The sequence below is a fragment of the Burkholderia sp. 10_S31 genome, from assembly GCF_056930375.1.
On record NZ_JBXOWK010000001.1, the window covers coordinates 1,684,735 to 1,702,069 of the forward strand.

Consider the following 17,335-nt stretch of genomic DNA (forward strand, 5'->3'; position numbering starts at 1 on the left):
GCGCGTCGGCACGTGGCCGAGTCCGTATCGATGCGGCTCCGGCCGATGCCGCGATGACCTGATCGAGACATTGAAGTGGAGGAGCGACATGTTACGAGATCTACCGCTTTCGAACGTGGTGGTGGTTGAATTGAGCGACAGCGCGTCCGCGCCGTTCAGCGGGAAAATACTCGCGTCGCTCGGAGCAGAAGTATGGAAGGTCGAACGGGCGACGGGCGATTCCGCGCGCGGGTGGGGCCCAAGCATGTGGAAAGGCAGCGGCGCGGCCTACCACGCATTGAATCGCGGCAAGCGCAATATCTGCATCGACATCAAGGACAAGGAGCAACTGGCGACCTTGCATCGGTTGATCGCCGAGCGTGCCGACGTATTCATTCACAACCTGCGGCCCGGGGCGGCCGCGGATTATGGGCTCGACGCAAACAGCCTGCGGATTACGAAGCCGGAGTTGATCTGCTGCGAGATCGGTGCATTCGGCCATGTCGGACCGATGAATACGCTTCCCGGTTACGACCCGCTGATGCAGGCGTTTTCCGGGATCATGAGCATCACGGGTGAAGAAGGTCAGGCACCGGTGCGAGCGGGGGTGTCGATCGTCGATTTCGGTGCGGGCATGTGGGCTGCCATGGGCATTCTGGCTGCGCTGTACCGGCGCCAGATGAAGCACTGCGGAGCGACTGTCAACGCCTCTCTGCTGGAGACCGCGCTTGCGTGGATGTCCGTCGGCATCGCGAACTACAACGCCGATGGCGAACCGGGTGGCCGGCATGGGTCGGGGGTTGCGTTTATCGTGCCGCACCGTGCGTTCGCGACTGCGGATGGCTTCCTCATCGTGAGCTGCGCGAACGATCCGCTCTTTGCGCGGTTGTGTGCCGCGCTCGACCATCCGGAATGGTCGACGGACGAGCGATTCGCGACGAACGCGGGGCGCCTGAAGAACCGCGCCGAGATCGACCGCCTTATCGGCGACCGATTGTCGACGGGGACGCGGGAGTTCTGGACGGAACGGTTGCAGGCCGCTGGAATTCCGGTTGCACCGATTCAAACGACCGCGGAAGTTCTGGCCCACGAGCAGACGCAGGCGCTTGGCATCATCGAGAAGCCGTCGGACGACGAGATCGGTATTGTCGGCCTGCCGCTTTCGTTCGACGGCAAGCGTTCCCCGCCGCTGCATCTGGCGAAGGATACCGGCGCCGACAATTCGCTTCTCGACAGTCTTCTGAAGGTCAGTCCTTAACCGCGTTGCCCGAAGCAGACGACGATGCGGCAAGGCGGATGCCGTGCCGTTCGAGTCGTCAAGCGACGCTCGATGATCCCGCCAGCCGCGCAATTTGCATCAGGCTGGCGGGGCATCGATTGGCATACTGGACAAGTGACGTTGGTGTACGATCAAGCCCAACGTCAGTCGACGAGGAAGCACATTTCGCTGCCGAAACAGACACGGAACAGCATCGACGCGTTATCGTGGTGAGGTGTTTGAGAGCGGAAGTGCACGCCGTGTGACATGACGCCTGACAATGTCATGAAGACGTGCGCGCGAGGAGACATGAGTACATTCAACCGATTGCACCTGATTCGTCAGGTGGATTTGTTTACGCTGAAGCTGTTCGTGTCAGCGGTTGAGGAGCAGCAGATCGGCCTGGCCGCGATTCGGGAGAATATCGCCGCGTCCACTGCAACCAAGCGTATTCAGGATCTCGAAGATATTGCCGGCGTAAAACTTCTCGAGCGCGGCCCGAAAGGTGTCTCGCCCAGTCCGGCCGGTGCGGTACTCCTGCGCTATATCCGCAAGATTTTCGATGATCTGGACGATATGCGATCCGAGATTGCGTCCTTTACCGACGGCATGCAGGGCGAGCTGACAATCGCGTCCGCACGGTCGATCATCGTTCCGTTTCTTTCGCGTGAAGTAGGCGAGTTCAGTCGGGAGTACCCACTTGTCGACCTCGTGATGCAGGAGCTCGAGAATGCCGAAATCGTGCAGGCAGTTGTCCGAGGCGAAGCCGATATTGGCGTGTTCGCCGCTGCACACGAGCTGGACCTGGGCGGCGTCGATGTCACGCCATACCGGGAAGACAGGCTGATTGCCGTCGTCCCGAAGGGGCATCGCCTGAGCGAGCAGGCCAGCGTGACCTTCAAGGATCTCCTTCCCGAGAATGTCATCGCCGTCACGGCGATGCTGGGGGCGGTACGTGCGGCTACGCGGCGGCTGGGCGAAGAGTACAAGCCGCGCTATAGCGTCCGGAGCGCCGGTGTCGCAGTGAGTCTGGTGCAGGCCGGGCTGGGGGTCACCATTCAACCGGAATGCCTTGTCAGTCATGAACTGTTCAGCCGGGTTGCCGTGCTGGAGTTGGCCGAACCATGGGCGTTGCGACGCATCCATATCGCCACTGCGCGCGGTCGAGACCAGAATCCGATCGTCCGTGCGCTGATCAAGCAACTGCTGGACCGACCTCGCGACTGAGTGGTCGCTTCGGTGCTGGATGGCCGGGTTCGCGCACTTTCGACACGGCAATCACAACGACAGACAAGGAGAGGCTACGATGCAGCCCATTGTGCTTGGCAGGTTGGAGATTCAGAAGGTTGTCGAGATGGAAACGAGCTTTCCGATCGAAGTGCTGTTTCCGGGCGTCACTGCAGGCGACCTTTCCCGGCTGAAGGGTTGGTACTGGGACGATGTGCTTTCGCTCGATCCGGCTCAAGCGGGATGCGGCCTGAGCATGCACAGTTACCTTGTACGTTTCGGCGGAAAGACGATCCTGATCGACAGTTGCAACGGGAACGACAAGGAACGCTCGACCGAAGCCTTTCATCGGCTGAATACGCCTTGGCTCGACAGGCTTCGGAAACTCGGTATTGCTCCGGAAGATGTCGACATGGTCATGTGCACGCACCTGCACGTGGATCATGTCGGCTGGAACACGCGTCTCGACAACGGACGCTGGGTGCCGACGTTTCCCAATGCGCGCTACGTCATGAACCGGCGCGATGTCGACCATATCAGCGCGCCGAGCACCAATGCGATGATTCGGGAGCCATGGCTCGATTCCGTCTCGCCGGTGATCGATGCCGGGCAGGCCGATATCGTTGACGGAGACGAGGTCATTCTCGGCAAGGTAGGTGACGGCATGTGGCTGCGGCCGGCGTATGGCCATTCTCCTGGAAGCTGCATGATCCAGGCTTGCTGCGGTGGTGCGCGGGCGGTGTTCTCCGGCGACGTGGTGCATCATCCGGTTCAACTGATCCGTCCGGATCTCCATTTCGCATATGACTGGAACGGCGATCTGGCGGAACAGGTTCGCATCGCGCTGCTCGAGGAAATCGCGGGAACCGATACGATGCTTTTCCCGGCCCATTTCAGGTATGGATCGGGCGGGCATGTCGAGCGGGATGGCGACAAGTATCGCTTCCGCTTCACCCAGGTCTAACGAATCGGCCCCTCGAGCCGATTCATCGGGTGGTGTCGATGGCCACTTTCTTCGTATCGGTGTACGGCGTCAGACGAAGGCGGGTTTGACGCCGTCGGTACCCGGTTTGTTGACGCCCACGTTGCCGCGCATCAGCTTGTCGGGATGTTCGACCAACTCGGTGACCAACGCAGCTACGCTTTTGCGCGAAACCTCGGTTCCCTTGAACGGTTCGTTCCGTGCCGTGATCTCATAGGCCACTTCGTCGTTGTCCTGAAGCCAGGCCGCGCGGAGGATCGTGTATTCCGAGTCGGATGCTTCGATCAGATCGGCAGATCTGCGATAGGGCGGCAGATACTGCCCGATCTCCCGACGGTTCCACTCGCCGAATTCGCCCGGTACTTCATCGTAAATGCCGAGCGAGTTGATGAAGATCAGCCGTTTGACGTTCTTGGCCTTCATGGCAGCCAGAATATGTTCGGTCTGGGTGTCCACGTCGCCGGCCAGGTTGGCATAGACGATATCTTGTCCTTCCATGATCCGCGGCAGGAGTTTCTTGTCCAGTACGTCGCCGATCACGACGCTCGCGTTGGCAGGCTCGTTGCCGACCAGTTTTTTGGGATCGCGGATGAGGAGGGTCTGTTTGACGTCCTTTTTCTCGCCCAGCATCTGTACGACCCAGCGCGCGATCTGTCCGCTGGCGCCGAGGATCAATACCTTGGTCATGGTGTTTATTCCGGATTTGGAAAGTACGCGTCGCGCGAGAACGCAGGAGCATGGTCGATGAGCGTGACGAACCCTGCGCATGAGCGGCCGTGAGGCCGCGGGCGCCGCCACGCATGGAGTGTGAGGCAACGACGCCAGGAAGACTCGTGTTGACTCCCTGGCGCGAGACGCGGCGATCGCGGCGATGGGGATTACAGGTTTTCCTTGTAGAACGGGACCAGCTTGGCCAATGCCTTGCCGACCGGCTCCGGCTTGTCGTACAGGTCGTAGTGCGACCAGCCTTCGACAACCACGAGTTCCTTCTTTTTCGACGCCGCGCGACCGATGATTTCGCAGCCGTCGCGGTATGCGCCGAAGGCTCCGACCTTGTCGCCTACCACGACCATCAGCGGCTGGGTGAGCAGGGTTTCACACAGGTGGAACGCGTCCCAGCCCACAGCGACTGCCTGGTGGGAAAACAGCGAGCGGTTGACGCCGTTCGGCGCGCGGCCGCGATCCGAACGGTAGTATTCGGTTGCACCATACAGGTCGACTTCCGTGAGACCGGCCTCCTTGGCAGCTTCGGGCGACGGCGGCAACAGGTCGTCCACCCGCAGGGCTGCGCCGCGAGCTTCCGCCGTACGTTGCTTGGCCATTGCTTCGAGTGCCGCAATGGGGTTGTAGTTGCTGAAACCTTCACGCATCAGGCGACCATAGTTGGCACCGGTAACCGTGCCGACGGCCTTGATGCGGCGCTCGGTCATGGCTGCATTGATCGAGTAGCCGCCGCCACCGCAGATGCCCAGCACGCCGATACGCTCTTCGTCGACGTACGGAAGCGTCACGAGGTAGTCGCAGACAACGCGGAAATCCTCGACGCGCAGCGTCGGATCTTCGATGTAGCGGGGTTCGCCACCGCTATCGCCCTGGAAGCTGGCGTCGAATGCGATGACGACGAAACCTTCCTTGGCCAGCGCCTCGCCGTACACGTTCCCGGAGGTTTGCTCTTTGCAGCTGCCGATCGGATGCGCGCTGATGATGGCGGGATATTTCTTGCCTTCGTCGAAGTTCGGCGGGAAGTGGATGTCGGCTGCGATATCCCAATACACATTCTTGATCTTGACGCTTTTCATGACAGCTCCGTTCAGGGGGAGGGGGTAAGTTCGCCAGGCCGAATCGTTGGTAGCCAAGCGGCAACGACTCGAATATAGAGAGCCGATTGGAATTCCGTAAGATCGCAATCTGGACTACAGTGGTATCTTCAAATTGACAATGGCACGTGCATGGATCCCTCATTGCTCCCGTCTCTCGCGTGGTTCGCCCATGTCGCACATCATCGTAGCTTCACGAAAGCGGCTGCTGAAATGGGCGTCTCTCGAGCGAACCTCTCGCAGAACGTGAAGGCGCTCGAACGCCGGTTGAACGTCAAGCTGCTGTATCGAACGACTCGCGACATGTCGCTGACAGAGGAGGGGCAGCGACTCTACGAGGTGTGGTATCCCGCACTGGCCGCGGTCGAGCGGACAGTCGACGCGCTACATGAAGCGCGCGACGAGCCGTCGGGGTTGATTCGTATGAATACTTCGCGTGTCGCGGCGAAGACATTGATCGAGCCGCACTTCGAGGAGTTCAGCACCCGCTTTCCGAGGCTCGGTCTTGAGCTGGTGATGGATGACGGCCTCGCCAATATCGTGGCCGACGGGTGTGACGTTGGCATCCGGATCGGCGAGAGCCTCGCTCAACACATGGTTGCCGTGCCGATAACGCCGAATTTGGAGATGGCAGTCGTCGGCACGCCGACCTACTTCAAGCGCAACGGCAAGCCGGCGACGCCGACCGACCTCGCGCAGCACAATTGCTTGCGCTTCCGGCAAGTCAGCGGGGCAATTCATCCCTGGGAATTTACCTCGCCGGAAGAGTCGGGCCACAGTTTCATGGTGGAGCCGCGGGGAAGCATTACCACCAATGACGACGACGGGATGATCCGCGCGGCGTTACAGGGTGTCGGACTCATCCAGCACATCGACATCGCCGTGCAGCAACATTTGGACTCGGGAGCGCTGGTGCGTGTGTTGCAGTCGTGGTGCAAGCCCTTTGCGGGCTTTTATGTCTACGCACCGACCCGCGCACAGATGCCGGCCAAGGTCAGGGCGCTCATCGATTTCCTCGTGGAGAAGCGCGAGGCGATTGCGGCCTCGCGCGCTGTGTAGTCTGAGGGGTGAGGCTCTGTTTCTGCGATGACTGTTTTCCGACCCTGCAGTTGTCTACCCATTCCCACGCCATGTCATAGGTGACAAGGGCGTTCGAGCCTTGCTCTTTTTTTGAAGTGGCTCAGCCAGCTTGCAGTGCAGGCGTTGTCCTCGGTTGGCCACTCGTTACGATTCCGGATCCGGATATGTGAGGGTTCTGAGTATCGATACAGGCCGCATCGATCGATATCGGGCCGCGTCGTCGACGGTAGGCATCCGGCGATGGTCTCGCGAAAAAACGGGAGCATGCTTAGGTCGGCGGCTGGCGGATTGAAATGTGCGAGGCCAAACGGGTACGATGAAGACCGGGCCGGCGGTCCGACGATATTCGATTACCGCCTCCGCAGGTGCCAGATGCCATGCACCTGGCCCGGCGGCACCGTATCGGGAAATATTTTGCTCCTGCACCGACTCGACGATCTCCGTAGTATTGCCCAAGATGACTCCACTCCATAGCAATCCGGCTTTCTATCAACTCCTTGCCGACAGTTACGCTCGTCTGCTTGGTCGTCCGTTAGTCCCGCAGGCCATGTCCGTAGTCGAGGCTACCGAATGGCTTTACGAGAGCGCACCGTTCGCGGTGCTTGCACACAATACCGATCGCGATCCGATCTTTATTTACGGCAATAAAGCTGCGCAGCGCCGCTTTGAATATACCTGGGATGAAATCACCCGGTTGCCGTCGAGGCTCTCGGCCGAAGCCCCGGATCGCGAGGAGCGGCGACAGTTTCTCGAGCGCGTACAGCGTTTCGGATACGAGTCAGGTTACAAGGGGGTGCGCATCGGCAAGTCGGGCCGGCGTTTCATGATCGAGGAAGCAACGCTGTGGCAACTGCTCGACGCGAATGGAAAACTCCATGGTCAAGCAGTGGTTATTCCGCGCACGCGCGACATGTGATCCGCGTACCTGCTGCCGAAAGTGCATTCGCCGATGCACCGGTCGAATGTCAATCGGCGACACCGGCAAGGGCAAGGTGCGCGAGTTTGTCAGGGTTGCGCTGCATGAAGATTCGCAAGATGGATGTGCCGTCGGTCTCGAACGACTGCGCGGATTCGAGGCGACTGCCTATGAAGCGCAGCAGCCCCCACTCGCCATTCAGGATGACGAGCCGCGATCTTGCGTCGCCGCCGTAGCGCAGCCAGGTCGCATAGAACAGTTGCGCGATGCGCCGGCTCCCGAGCATTGGCTTCGCGACGCTTTGGACCTTGCCGCCGCCGTCGCCGATCAGCATTGCATCTTCGGCGAGCAGTGCCTGGATCGACGGGAAGTCGCCTTGTGCCGCCGCCCGGGAGAACGCCAGCACCAGTTGGCGGTGCGTATCGCGCGGCACGCTGCGGCGCGGCCGGTCGTCGTCGCGCAGTTGCGTCTTGGCCCGGCTGACGAGTTGTCTGCACGCGGCTTCGGTCTTGCCGATCGCATCGGCGATCCGGTCGTAGCCGATGTCGAAGACCTCATGCAACAGGAAAGCCGCGCGCGCTTCCGGTGTCAGTCGTTCAAGCAGCGCCAGGAACGCGACCGACACGTCGCTCGCGCGCTCGGTCATTTCCTCGGGCGTCGCAGGCGAGCCGCCGAGCTCGGGTTCGGGCAGCCAGATACCTGCGTAGTCCTCGCGTCTGATCCTCGCCGCGCGCAGGCGGTCGATCGACAGCCGCGTCGTGACCGCGACGAGCCACGCCTCGGCGTTGTCGATCTCGTCGCTTGGCGATTCGTGCCAACGGAGCCACACATCCTGCACGATGTCCTCGGCATCCGCGACGGAGCCGAGCATCCGGTATGCGATCTTTTGCAGGCGCGGGCGAAGCACGTGGAAGGTCGGTGCGTCGTCTTTCACGAATCCTCCGTCGAAGTCGAGGTCAAGGGCCTGCTCCGGAAACTCCGGGGCGCGTCGGATTGCGTTGGACGTGGCGCTGTATGACGTGCCGGAGTGCTCCCTGCCGTGTTGTGACGTCGTGCTACCGCACTATGCAGCGCAACGTTCCGGCGAATCCATGACGCTGTCCGTCGTGAACCGATCCGCGTCATTCAGATCGAGCGCCCGGACATGCTCGGTCATGAAATCCACAAAGACGCGCACGCGTGTTGGCAGATGCTGTCGGCTGAGATAGCAAATGTAATGACCGCGGTTTGTTGCGACATGTTGCGTCAGCGTCATGACGAGCTCATTGCGCCTGACGTAGCCCCAGATCTGGTGGGCCGGCATCTGCGCAATGCCGCGCCCATCGAGGACGGCTTTCAGCACGAGGTCCGCGTCATTGAAAGTCAGCTTGGAGGTCGGCAGATACTTTCGAATCTGGCCTGCCGTCTCGAACTCCCAATTGATTACGCGGCCCGTAGCGGCTCTCGTGTTGATGCAGTCGTGTTGCCGCAGCTCATCGAGCGTCGTCGGCAGGCCTCGCTTCTGGGCATATGAACGCGCAGCGCACACGATCATCTGCATCGGTATCAGCCGCTTTGCGATGATGCTCGAGTCCTCGAGATAGCCATCACGAAATGCGACATCGATCTGATCGGCGGCAAAATCCGCAGGCTTGTCATCGAGAAGCAACTCGACCGAGATATCGGGGTACGCCTCGGAAAATTTCAGCAGCAGTGGTGCCACGACATTTCGACCAAAGCCGTTGGCCGAAGAAACGCGAAGGGTACCGCTCGGGGGGCCATGACGGAGCTCGAGCATGTCGTTCATTGCTTCCGCGATGTGGGTCACCCCAAGTTTGCAGTTCTCGAAGAACCGCTCGCCTTCCCGGGTCAGGCTGGTGGTTCGCGTCGTCCGGAGGAACAGACGTGTGCTCAACTGCTCTTCGAGCCGCTGAACGTTGCGCGAGACGGCCGAGCGTCCGATGCCAAGCCGTTCGCCGGCCTTCGCGAAGTTTCCCTCCGTGGCGACTGCCATGAACACGATGATCCCTGCGTAGCTTGTCGCAAAACAATTCGACAAGTAATCGGCGTGAATTGGCATGCCAGGGCGGAAGCCACCCAGCGACATATTCATTTGATTCATTGTTGGCTCCAAAGCTAATACACTCAGAACCGCCGAGGTTCCATTCCAATCGCGTTCGCGATACGCCTGCCGACGCAATTCAAGGATACGCGTGCATGGCCATAAGACAATTCTTCAACGGGTTGGTAGTGCCTTCCATATGGGCGGCGACAACTAATACCAAAGTATGGGGCTAGCATGCCAGGAAGTAAGGCGGGCAATGTCTGATGGCGAAGAGGGCGTCGCGCGGGGCCGTGTGTTGCGGGCCACCCGGCCCGGTATGGCCACATTCCCGGTCGAGCGAGGGCCGAACTATTGAATTGATTTCGCGCGAGTGCTCCGGGCCGGCTTTCCGGTCAGGTGAGTGAAATTCCCCCGTCGACTCGCAGGTTGACGCCAGTGATGAAGGTGCTTTCGTCGCCAGCGAGGAACAGGGCGGCATTGGCGATTTCTTCGGTGCGCCCAAGTCGGCCGAATGGAACAGCGCCCGCCATGACGGCTTCGAAAGCAGGACGATCCTGTGCTGTAATGCCGAGCTTTCCGAGGATCGGGGTGTCTGTCGGGCCCGGGCTGATGACATTCACGCGGATTCGGCGCTCCTTGAACTCCAGAGCCCAGTTGCGTGCGAATGCTTCGAGCGCCGCCTTGCTTCCGGCGTAGACGGTATGTCCGTCCAGCACCTTGCCGCTGGCAATGGAGCTGACCAGGACAATCGAACTGTTGTTGCCAAGTAATGGCGCAATCTTCTGAACACCGAAGAAGGCTGCCTTGGTATTGGTTGCGAACTGTGCGTCGTACTCGTCGACCGAGACCTGATCGGACGGCGCAATCACGTTCATGCCGGCGTTGGCTACGTAGATGTCCGCCTTGCCGAAGCGTTCGGCAACCAATGTTGCAACGCGTTCGTGTGTCGCGAGGGCCGTGAGGTCGCCGGTAATGCCGGTGGCGTTCCTGCCCAGGCGTGCAGCCGCCTCGTCCACGGCGGCAGCGCGGCGGCCGACGATGACGACACTGGCGCCTTCTTCGGCAAAGCGTGCGGCGATGGCGAACCCGATGCCGCTGTTTGCGCCGGTGACGACTGCAACCTTTCCTGCAAGCTTGTTCATGAGATGGTCGGTTGGGAGTTGATTCGTTCGAGAATCTAAACGCGGCGCATTTCTTCGACCAGTCCTACAATGAGCGCATCATCAGTGCCACTTTGTCATCAATGACAATTGAACGTCTGCATGGCCTGTCGGCCTTCGTTCGCGCGGTGGAGGCCGGCTCCTTTACCGGTGCTGCGAAGCTGCTCGGCACGACGCCATCGGCGATATCCAAGAGCGTCGCCAGGTTGGAGGCGCGCCTTGGCGCCAAACTGGTCCATCGATCAACGCGTTCGTTCGAGTTGACCGAAGAGGGGCGGGCATATTACGGACGAATCGCGCTGCATCTACGCGGGCTGGAAGAGGCCACGGAAGTGCTGACGGCACCGTCTGCAGCAGCGGGGACGCTTCGAGTCAGCATGCCGAGCGATCTGGGCCGGACGCTGCTGCCGGCAATCACGTCAAAACTGATGCCACGCCATCCCAAGCTCAAGCTCGATGTCGGTCTCGGCGACCAGCATGTCGACCTCGTGCGGGACGGTTTCGATGTGGCGCTGCGAGTTGGGCATGTGGCTAACGGCAGCCTGTTCGCCAGGCCGCTGACTGAATTGCCGCTGGTTCTGGTGGCTTCCCCGGCTTACCTGGCTCGGTTCGGTATCCCGGTCACCGCGTCGGATCTTCCGCAGCACCGCCATGTGCGGTACATGCTGGCCAGGCAAGTGACGCCGATCATGTTTGCCGACGGCGATTACTTGCCGCGCGACGGTTCGTTCGATTCCGACAGCGGGGAGGCGATGAGAATCGCCGCTGTCCATGGCCTGGGCATTGCTCAGATGCTCAGGCTGGCCGTGCAGGCCGAACTCGACGCTGAACGGTTGCGTCTGGTATTGCCGGACATTCCGTTGAGATCCATACCCGTGCAGGCCGTGCATGCATTTGGCCGACGTCCGCCGGTCAGAGCCCGAATTTTCCTTGACTTCGTTGCCGCGGAACTTGCTGCGCGTGCGCTTTAGCCGCTCAGTGAGTGGGCGGCATGGAAGCAAGGTTCGGACTGGTGTCCGGGCGACAACATAGTAAGCACCGTTGCAGTACTACCCGCACGCCATGCCGTGCCTTACGATCTGCTGCAAGAAATCCCTTGGTGCTTTCGTATTATCGATTCATTCCGTCATCGAGCGCGGTAGGTGAGCGTTCCGCGATGCTTTGGCTTGGTTGGCTCCATATATTGCGTTGCTTTTAAAGCGGGATCTCCGGATGTTATATGGCTACTCTATCAATCGATCCTTGGTCACAGACGATCAATGCGCTGGCGGCATGTCAGGCCGATATTGCGGCACGAACGCATGTCCTTGCGGGTGGTGAGAAAATTCGCCCGAAGAGGGTTCAAGCCCGCTCTTCGCGCGGAGCATCGATACGCTTGATAGAACGTCCGACCTCGACGACGGTTACCGTCGCCTGGAGCGATCCGACTGTAGGTTGTTTCGGAAATCAAACGTGGCGATTGACACGGGCGCGTCACGCCGGAGTTTGTGCAATCAGTGGGCGACTGATCGGATGTGGAGAGGAGATATATCGGCCAATGTGTCGGCCTATTCCCGTGAACGCCAAGGCGATGATTTTGGCCGAGGTGGTTGCGAAATTCGGTTGGCGAGAGGGATGGAATTCATTGCCTGCACATTTGATGAACATGGGCTGATTCGGGCGTTCATCGAGGACGTGTGAAAAAAGTTGGGAAATTCGACCGGTCGAGCGAAGAGTTGATGAGGTGAATGATGCTATCGCATGAATTGATATCCCGATATGGTGCCCTGATTGTTTTTTTGAATGTCCTGGGCTCTTCGCTCGGTTTGCCGTTGCCCGCCATTCCGACGCTGATTACTGTCGGCGCCAGCATTGCCATTGCGAGCAACGCAACCGCTTCGAATTTGTTGCATTTCTCGAGCATACTTGCAGCTGCCGTCCTGGCTGGTGTCGCGGGTGATCTTGTCTGGTTCCAGGGAGGCAAACGATATGGCGAGCGAACGCTTCGAACGATATGCAAGCTGTCGCTATCTCGCGATACTTGCGTGAGAAAGACGGAGCGGTTCTTTGGACGATACGGCGTGCGCGTCATGATCGTTGCACGATTCCTGCCCGGCTTGTCCCTCGTTGCCGTGCCGTTGTGCGGTGCCATGGCCGTCAGATTGCCTTCGTTCATTTCGTACGATTGCGTCGGGGTATGTCTTTGGGCGTTCGTCGGGCTGCTTGCGGGTTCGCTGTTTTCAGCGCAGATCGACGTCATATTCATGTGGGCGGCCCGCCTTGGGTGGCAGGCGTTAATTGTCGGCGTGGCCGTTTTGGCGATTTATGTCCTGTATCGATACTGGCGGCGAAGGCTGCTCGAGAAAGCACTCGAAACAGCGCGAATGAACGCAGGCGAGTTGCATGCCTTGTTGGCAAGCAACCCGTATCCCGTGATATTCGATATCCGCTCTCCCGAGCGCCGAGTCATCGACCCGTTTGTCATCCCCGGTTCGATTTTTGCCGATGAACGAAAGGCGCATGAAATCGTCAGTGAATTCGGAACCCGTCGGACGATCGTCATCTATTGCTCGTGCCCGGCGGAAGTGTCGGCCGCCTGGATGGCCAAGCGATTGCGAATTGCGGGCGCGCAAATCGCGTTGCCGCTGGCGGGCGGTATCGATGCTTGGCGGACCGCGGGTTTTCATGTCGATCCGATTTAATGGATCAGCTACCGCTGTTTACGGAAACGCCGCATTCTGCGATCGATGCACGGTGAGGGCAGCGATCCGGTAAGGCGAGGGATCTGCATGCGGGCTTTCGGCACGTTATAGGTCCTTTTGTCGCACCGGATATATCTATGCTGACGCCCTAAAACATGCTCAATAAATGCGTGTTTATGAATCTTTCCTGGCGCCCCATCTATTAAGGAGAACAGAAATGCAAGAAACCGTCCTGATTTCCGGCGGCAACTCCGGCATGGGACTATCGACGGCGCTGCTATTGGCCCGGCGAGGATACCGCGTCTTCGCGGGAACCCGGTCCAGGGAAGGGCTGGCAACGATCCGCAGCAAGGCGAAAGAACACGATCTCCCAATTACCCCGATAACGCTCGACGTGCAGGATACCGCTTCCGTCGCGGCGGCTGTCGACGCTGTGCTGATTTCGGCCGGCCGCTTGGACATCGTGGTGAATAACGCCGGTTATGGTCTGGTGGCGAGCATCGAGGATGGCACCGACGAGGAGTTCGTCCGTCAGTTCGACGTCAATGTCTTCGGCGTGCTCAGGCTCATTCGTGCGGCCGTTCCCGCGATGCGGCAGGCACGGCATGGCGTCGTGGTGAACGTCGGATCGTTTCTCGGAAACATGGGGCTGCCGCTGCTGGCGCACTACAGCGCGAGCAAGTACGCGGTCGAAGGAATCACCGAATCGCTTCGGTGCGAACTCTCGCCCTTCGGCATTCGAGTGCACACGGTGGCACCAGGATTGTTTCGGACCGGCTTCGTGTCTCGCGGCCTGGCCGCCAACCCGCGCACGACCGCACCTGATTCCCCCTATGCCGTTGTGGCCAGCAAGCTGCTGCCGGTGATCGCCAGCCGCATCAACGAGGGCCCCGACCCGATCGCTATGGCGGAAGCCGTTCTCCGCACCATCGAGCAGCCGGATGCGCCAGCTCGCATTCCTGTCGGCGAGGAGGCTCTTTACGCCGACGAGATGAAACGCAGCCTGGCGCCCGCAGCGTTCGAAGCCGCCGTACGCCGCCTCTATGGTCTGGAAGCTCCGGCGTGACGGCGCCGGCTCTCGAGTGATTCGACGGGGGTGGTTTCGATCTGCTCGAGATGAAACGGAGCGTTGTCGATGGGTGCATTTCACGCAACACGCGTACCGATCTCATCGGCGGCGCGGGCCTTCTGGGCGGTCACCCTGTCATCGCGGCGCAGGAAGAGACGAAACGACTGCTGCTTCACGACGCAGATCCGGCGCGGTCTCTCCCGACCGTCGTATTCAAGAAGACCTAACGAATGCAACTGGGCAGCCAGCGCCTGGAACTCGCCTACTACGGAGACAGCCACGAACCCGGCAACATCTTCATCTATGCGCCGGAGCAGAAGACGTTGATGGTCGTCGATCTTGTCTTCCCGGGATGGATGCCGTTCCGGCGCTTTGCCGTTGCGCATGACGTGCCAGCCTGGATGGCGCGGGTGGAGATGATCGCGAAGCTGCCCTTCGACAAGCTGGTAGCAGGCCACGTCGCGCGATTGGGGACGCGTGCCGACGTGCTGACCCGGATCGGGTTCGATAACGACGTGAAGCGTGCGGCAACGGCAGCGCTGAAGACGATTCCTTCCGTGGACGGAATTCATCCGGCCGATGCAGAAAACCCGTGCGCGCTCACAGACGCCTATACGGCGCGTGCGGCCGGATATTGCGTCAATGCGTTGACGCCAAAATGGAGCACCCGGTTGGGCGGGTTCGACACTTTCGTCTGGGACCGGTGATACGCGATGGAGCAGAGCCTTCGCTTGGACTGAAGTGCGGTATTGCGCAACTTGAGAGAAATCCGTCGGGAGAGGCGAGCGTCGAGGCAAGCGACTGGCAACCCGACTGGCAACCCGGATACCGGCTCGATGCGCGGAGCGGACGGCTACACGGAGACGATGTTTACGCTGGCGAGGCTGGACGACTTCGTGCCGGCGCGCGCCGGACCAGATGTGGCAGGCGCATCCGTGGATGCGCCTTCGAGTTGTTCGGCCGGTATTCAGGCAGCGAATGGCGGGTAATCGACATATCCGTTCAGGCCGCCACCGTAGTAGGTCGAACGATCGGCCGTAGCGAGCGGCAGTCCGGTTTTCAGTCGGTGCACGAGATCCGGATTGGAGATGAACGGCTGCCCGAATGCGGCGAGATCGATCAGGCCATCGCTTATGAACGAGCGCGCACGTTCGGCCGTCATGCCTCCGGCGAGGATGATCGCAGTCTGGTTCGCCTCGTTCCTGATACGGGAAAGCAACTCGATGGTACGGGCTTCCGAGGCCGTGGCGTCTTGGGGCGCCACCGAGACGTTCGTCTGGTCCATGACATGGATATACGCTATGCGGCGCATGCCGAGTTCAGCGGCAAGCGATCCGTAGGTATCGAGAATGCCCGGGTAGTGTGGCATATCGAACAGCAGCCCATACGGTGAGATCCTGATCCCGATCCTCCCGGAGCCTATACGTGCGGCAATGCCGTCAACGACTTCCAGCGCGAAGCGCAACTGATTTCCAGGCGTCGCCGAATAGCGGTCGGTGCGATCGTTGACCAGGGGATTGAGAAACTGCTCGAAGAGGTAGCCGTTGGCAGCGTGGATTTCCACGCCGTCGAATCCGGCGTCGACGGCATTGGCCGCGGCGGTAACGAAATCCTCGACCACACGCCCGACTTCCCTCGTCGACAAGGCGGACGGCGTCGACGCCGAAACGAACCCAGGCCGCCCTTGGTCGTCGTAGGCAAAGACGATCGAGTCTTTTGCGAGTCGCGACGTGGCGCTGCGTGGTGCCTTGCCGTCAGGCTGAAGGCTCGTGTGCGATACACGGCCCACGTGCCACAGTTGCGCGAAAATCTTGCCGCCGACGGCGTGAACCGAATCCGTGGTGAGCCGCCACCCGGCCGTCTGCTCGTCCGAGTAGATGCTCGGATTGAACAGATAGCCCTGGCCCTCGCGTGAGATGGGGCTTCCTTCGGTCACGATCAGTCCGGCGGTCGCGCGCTGCGCGTAATAGAGCGCGGTGCGTTCGTCGGCAATATTGTTTGCAGCGCGGGATCGGGTCATCGGAGCCATGACGATGCGATTCGCGAGTGGAATTCCGTTGAGATCGAACGGCTTGAAAAGTTGAGTCATGTTGGTTTCCTCGTGTGGCAACCTATTGCTGAAGGTACAGTCCCAGTGCTTCGGCGCCGCCGATGTGCCGGCCGTTGATGAACACCTGCGGCGCGGTCATGCTGCCGGATACGGCGCCCAATACCTTGGCGCGGATGTTGTGGTCGAGCGGTACCTCGACATATTCCATGTCATGGTCGAACAGCAACTGCCTGACCCTCGCGCAGTAAGGGCAGCCGACCTTGGAGAACACGACGATCCGGTCGGGACGCAGCGCATCCGGTGCAACATGGTCGAGCAGCGTGTCGGCGTCGGACACCTTGAACGGATCGCCCGGCTCATCGGGCTCGACGAACATCTTGTCCACGATGCCGTTCCTGACCAGCATCGAATAGCGGCGGCTTCGTTTGCCGAAGCCCAAACCCGTCTTGTCGACAAGCATGCCCATGCCGTCAGTGAACTCGCCGTTGCCATCCGGAATCATCACGATATTCCGGCATTCCTGGTTCCTGGCCCATTCGTTCATCACAAAGGTGTCGTTGACGGCCACGCAAAGGATGGCGTCCACGCCGGCGGCATGGAACGCAGGTGCCAGTTCATTGAAGCGCGGCAGGTGGGTCGACGAGCACGTCGGGGTGAAGGCGCCCGGCACCGAGAATACGGCGATCGTCCTGGCATCGAACAGCTCCGCGGTGCTGACGTTCCTCCATGCGTTGTTTTCGCATAGGCGGAACGTCACGTTGGGCACGCGTTGACCTTCACGGGATTGCGGCATGTTGAACTCCTCATCGGCAGTCGGTGATCCGGGCGGGAGAACGGCATGTGTGAAACGGACAATGTCCGCACCCGGTTGATCGTTGCTGGTGATCAGTATGGAGTGCGATCGCTGTATGGTCGACGGGGTCGCGCGGCAATACAGCCGTGCGTGAAATGCACCAACGACGCGACGTAGCGATGCCACGCTCACGAGGCTTCGGCCCTCCTTGCTGCAATCTCGCGTGCGTATCGGAACGAACGACGTCGATCTTCAAACCCGGATTCACTCAAGCGATGA

17 protein-coding genes are annotated in these 17,335 nt (G+C 60.4%); 10 read left to right on the forward strand and 7 right to left on the reverse strand.

All coding sequences use genetic code 11. The features are described from left to right. The first annotated feature begins 88 nt into the window (after positions 1–88). The 3 genes from AC1Z3W_RS07635 to AC1Z3W_RS07645 all read left to right on the forward strand — a co-directional run bounded on the left by AC1Z3W_RS07635 (position 89) and on the right by AC1Z3W_RS07645 (position 3,428). Positions 89–1,237 (forward strand): CaiB/BaiF CoA transferase family protein, encoded by a 1,149-nt coding sequence (locus AC1Z3W_RS07635; RefSeq protein ID WP_057924885.1) that lies wholly within the window; start codon positions 89–91, stop codon positions 1,235–1,237. A 309-nt stretch (positions 1,238–1,546) separates the two neighbouring features. After that, positions 1,547–2,464: a LysR family transcriptional regulator gene (locus AC1Z3W_RS07640; protein WP_057925161.1), complete on the forward strand. Its 918-nt coding sequence runs from the start codon at positions 1,547–1,549 to the stop codon at positions 2,462–2,464. A gap of 79 nt (positions 2,465–2,543) precedes the next feature. Continuing rightward, positions 2,544–3,428, forward strand: a complete 885-nt coding sequence (locus AC1Z3W_RS07645) for an MBL fold metallo-hydrolase (protein ID WP_063791530.1) — start codon at positions 2,544–2,546, stop codon at positions 3,426–3,428. A 69-nt stretch (positions 3,429–3,497) separates the two neighbouring features. Here the strand turns inward: AC1Z3W_RS07645 and AC1Z3W_RS07650 are convergent, their stop codons facing one another. Together AC1Z3W_RS07650 and AC1Z3W_RS07655 are read right to left on the reverse strand one after the other, a co-directional pair. Further along, positions 3,498–4,133 carry an SDR family oxidoreductase gene (locus AC1Z3W_RS07650; RefSeq protein ID WP_483507380.1) on the reverse strand — a complete coding sequence of 212 codons (636 nt, stop codon included), beginning with the start codon at positions 4,131–4,133 and terminating at the stop codon, positions 3,498–3,500. 191 nt (positions 4,134–4,324) lie between these two features. Beyond that, positions 4,325–5,245 carry an alpha/beta hydrolase gene (locus tag AC1Z3W_RS07655; RefSeq protein WP_089476778.1) on the reverse strand — a complete coding sequence of 307 codons (921 nt, stop codon included), beginning with the start codon at positions 5,243–5,245 and terminating at the stop codon, positions 4,325–4,327. A gap of 150 nt (positions 5,246–5,395) precedes the next feature. On the opposite strand from AC1Z3W_RS07655, the gene AC1Z3W_RS07660 reads away from it, so the two are divergent. Both AC1Z3W_RS07660 and AC1Z3W_RS07665 read left to right on the forward strand, forming a co-directional pair. Beyond that, positions 5,396–6,322: a LysR family transcriptional regulator gene (locus AC1Z3W_RS07660; protein WP_057924889.1), complete on the forward strand. Its 927-nt coding sequence runs from the start codon at positions 5,396–5,398 to the stop codon at positions 6,320–6,322. Positions 6,323–6,800: 478 nt separating this feature from the next. Further along, entirely contained in the window at positions 6,801–7,259 is a 459-nt protein-coding gene (locus tag AC1Z3W_RS07665) for an MEKHLA domain-containing protein (protein WP_057925162.1), read from the forward strand. Between the two features lie 49 nt (positions 7,260–7,308). Here the strand turns inward: AC1Z3W_RS07665 and AC1Z3W_RS07670 are convergent, their stop codons facing one another. From AC1Z3W_RS07670 to AC1Z3W_RS07680, 3 genes are all read right to left on the reverse strand, one after another. Beyond that, positions 7,309–8,193 (reverse strand): RNA polymerase sigma-70 factor, encoded by an 885-nt coding sequence (locus tag AC1Z3W_RS07670; RefSeq protein WP_057924890.1) that lies wholly within the window; start codon positions 8,191–8,193, stop codon positions 7,309–7,311. A 129-nt stretch (positions 8,194–8,322) separates the two neighbouring features. Beyond that, positions 8,323–9,360: a LysR family transcriptional regulator gene (locus AC1Z3W_RS07675; RefSeq protein ID WP_057924891.1), complete on the reverse strand. Its 1,038-nt coding sequence runs from the start codon at positions 9,358–9,360 to the stop codon at positions 8,323–8,325. Between the two features lie 335 nt (positions 9,361–9,695). After that, positions 9,696–10,445 (reverse strand): SDR family NAD(P)-dependent oxidoreductase, encoded by a 750-nt coding sequence (locus AC1Z3W_RS07680; protein WP_057924892.1) that lies wholly within the window; start codon positions 10,443–10,445, stop codon positions 9,696–9,698. Positions 10,446–10,456: 11 nt separating this feature from the next. Here AC1Z3W_RS07680 and AC1Z3W_RS07685 point away from each other — a divergent pair, with 11 nt between their 5' ends. The 5 genes from AC1Z3W_RS07685 to AC1Z3W_RS07705 all read left to right on the forward strand — a co-directional run bounded on the left by AC1Z3W_RS07685 (position 10,457) and on the right by AC1Z3W_RS07705 (position 14,920). Then, positions 10,457–11,434 (forward strand): LysR family transcriptional regulator, encoded by a 978-nt coding sequence (locus tag AC1Z3W_RS07685; RefSeq protein ID WP_483507381.1) that lies wholly within the window; start codon positions 10,457–10,459, stop codon positions 11,432–11,434. Positions 11,435–11,682: 248 nt separating this feature from the next. After that, positions 11,683–12,117 carry a DUF3331 domain-containing protein gene (locus tag AC1Z3W_RS07690; protein ID WP_082664601.1) on the forward strand — a complete coding sequence of 145 codons (435 nt, stop codon included), beginning with the start codon at positions 11,683–11,685 and terminating at the stop codon, positions 12,115–12,117. A 76-nt stretch (positions 12,118–12,193) separates the two neighbouring features. Further along, positions 12,194–13,144, forward strand: coding sequence for a VTT domain-containing protein (locus AC1Z3W_RS07695; RefSeq protein WP_483507847.1), 951 nt, complete (start codon positions 12,194–12,196; stop codon positions 13,142–13,144). A 217-nt stretch (positions 13,145–13,361) separates the two neighbouring features. Next, the gene (locus AC1Z3W_RS07700; RefSeq protein ID WP_483507382.1) at positions 13,362–14,210 is read left to right on the forward strand and encodes an SDR family oxidoreductase; all 849 of its coding nucleotides are present in this window, start codon (positions 13,362–13,364) and stop codon (positions 14,208–14,210) included. A 233-nt stretch (positions 14,211–14,443) separates the two neighbouring features. Next, entirely contained in the window at positions 14,444–14,920 is a 477-nt protein-coding gene (locus tag AC1Z3W_RS07705; RefSeq protein ID WP_483507383.1) for an MBL fold metallo-hydrolase, read from the forward strand. 260 nt (positions 14,921–15,180) lie between these two features. On the opposite strand, the gene AC1Z3W_RS07710 is transcribed toward AC1Z3W_RS07705, so the two are convergent. Continuing rightward, positions 15,181–16,302 (reverse strand): alkene reductase, encoded by a 1,122-nt coding sequence (locus tag AC1Z3W_RS07710; RefSeq protein ID WP_057924896.1) that lies wholly within the window; start codon positions 16,300–16,302, stop codon positions 15,181–15,183. Between the two features lie 22 nt (positions 16,303–16,324). Further along, complete coding sequence (locus AC1Z3W_RS07715; RefSeq protein WP_057924897.1) at positions 16,325–17,056, reverse strand: glutathione peroxidase; 732 nt, start codon at positions 17,054–17,056, stop codon at positions 16,325–16,327. Positions 17,057–17,335: the final 279 nt, after the last annotated feature.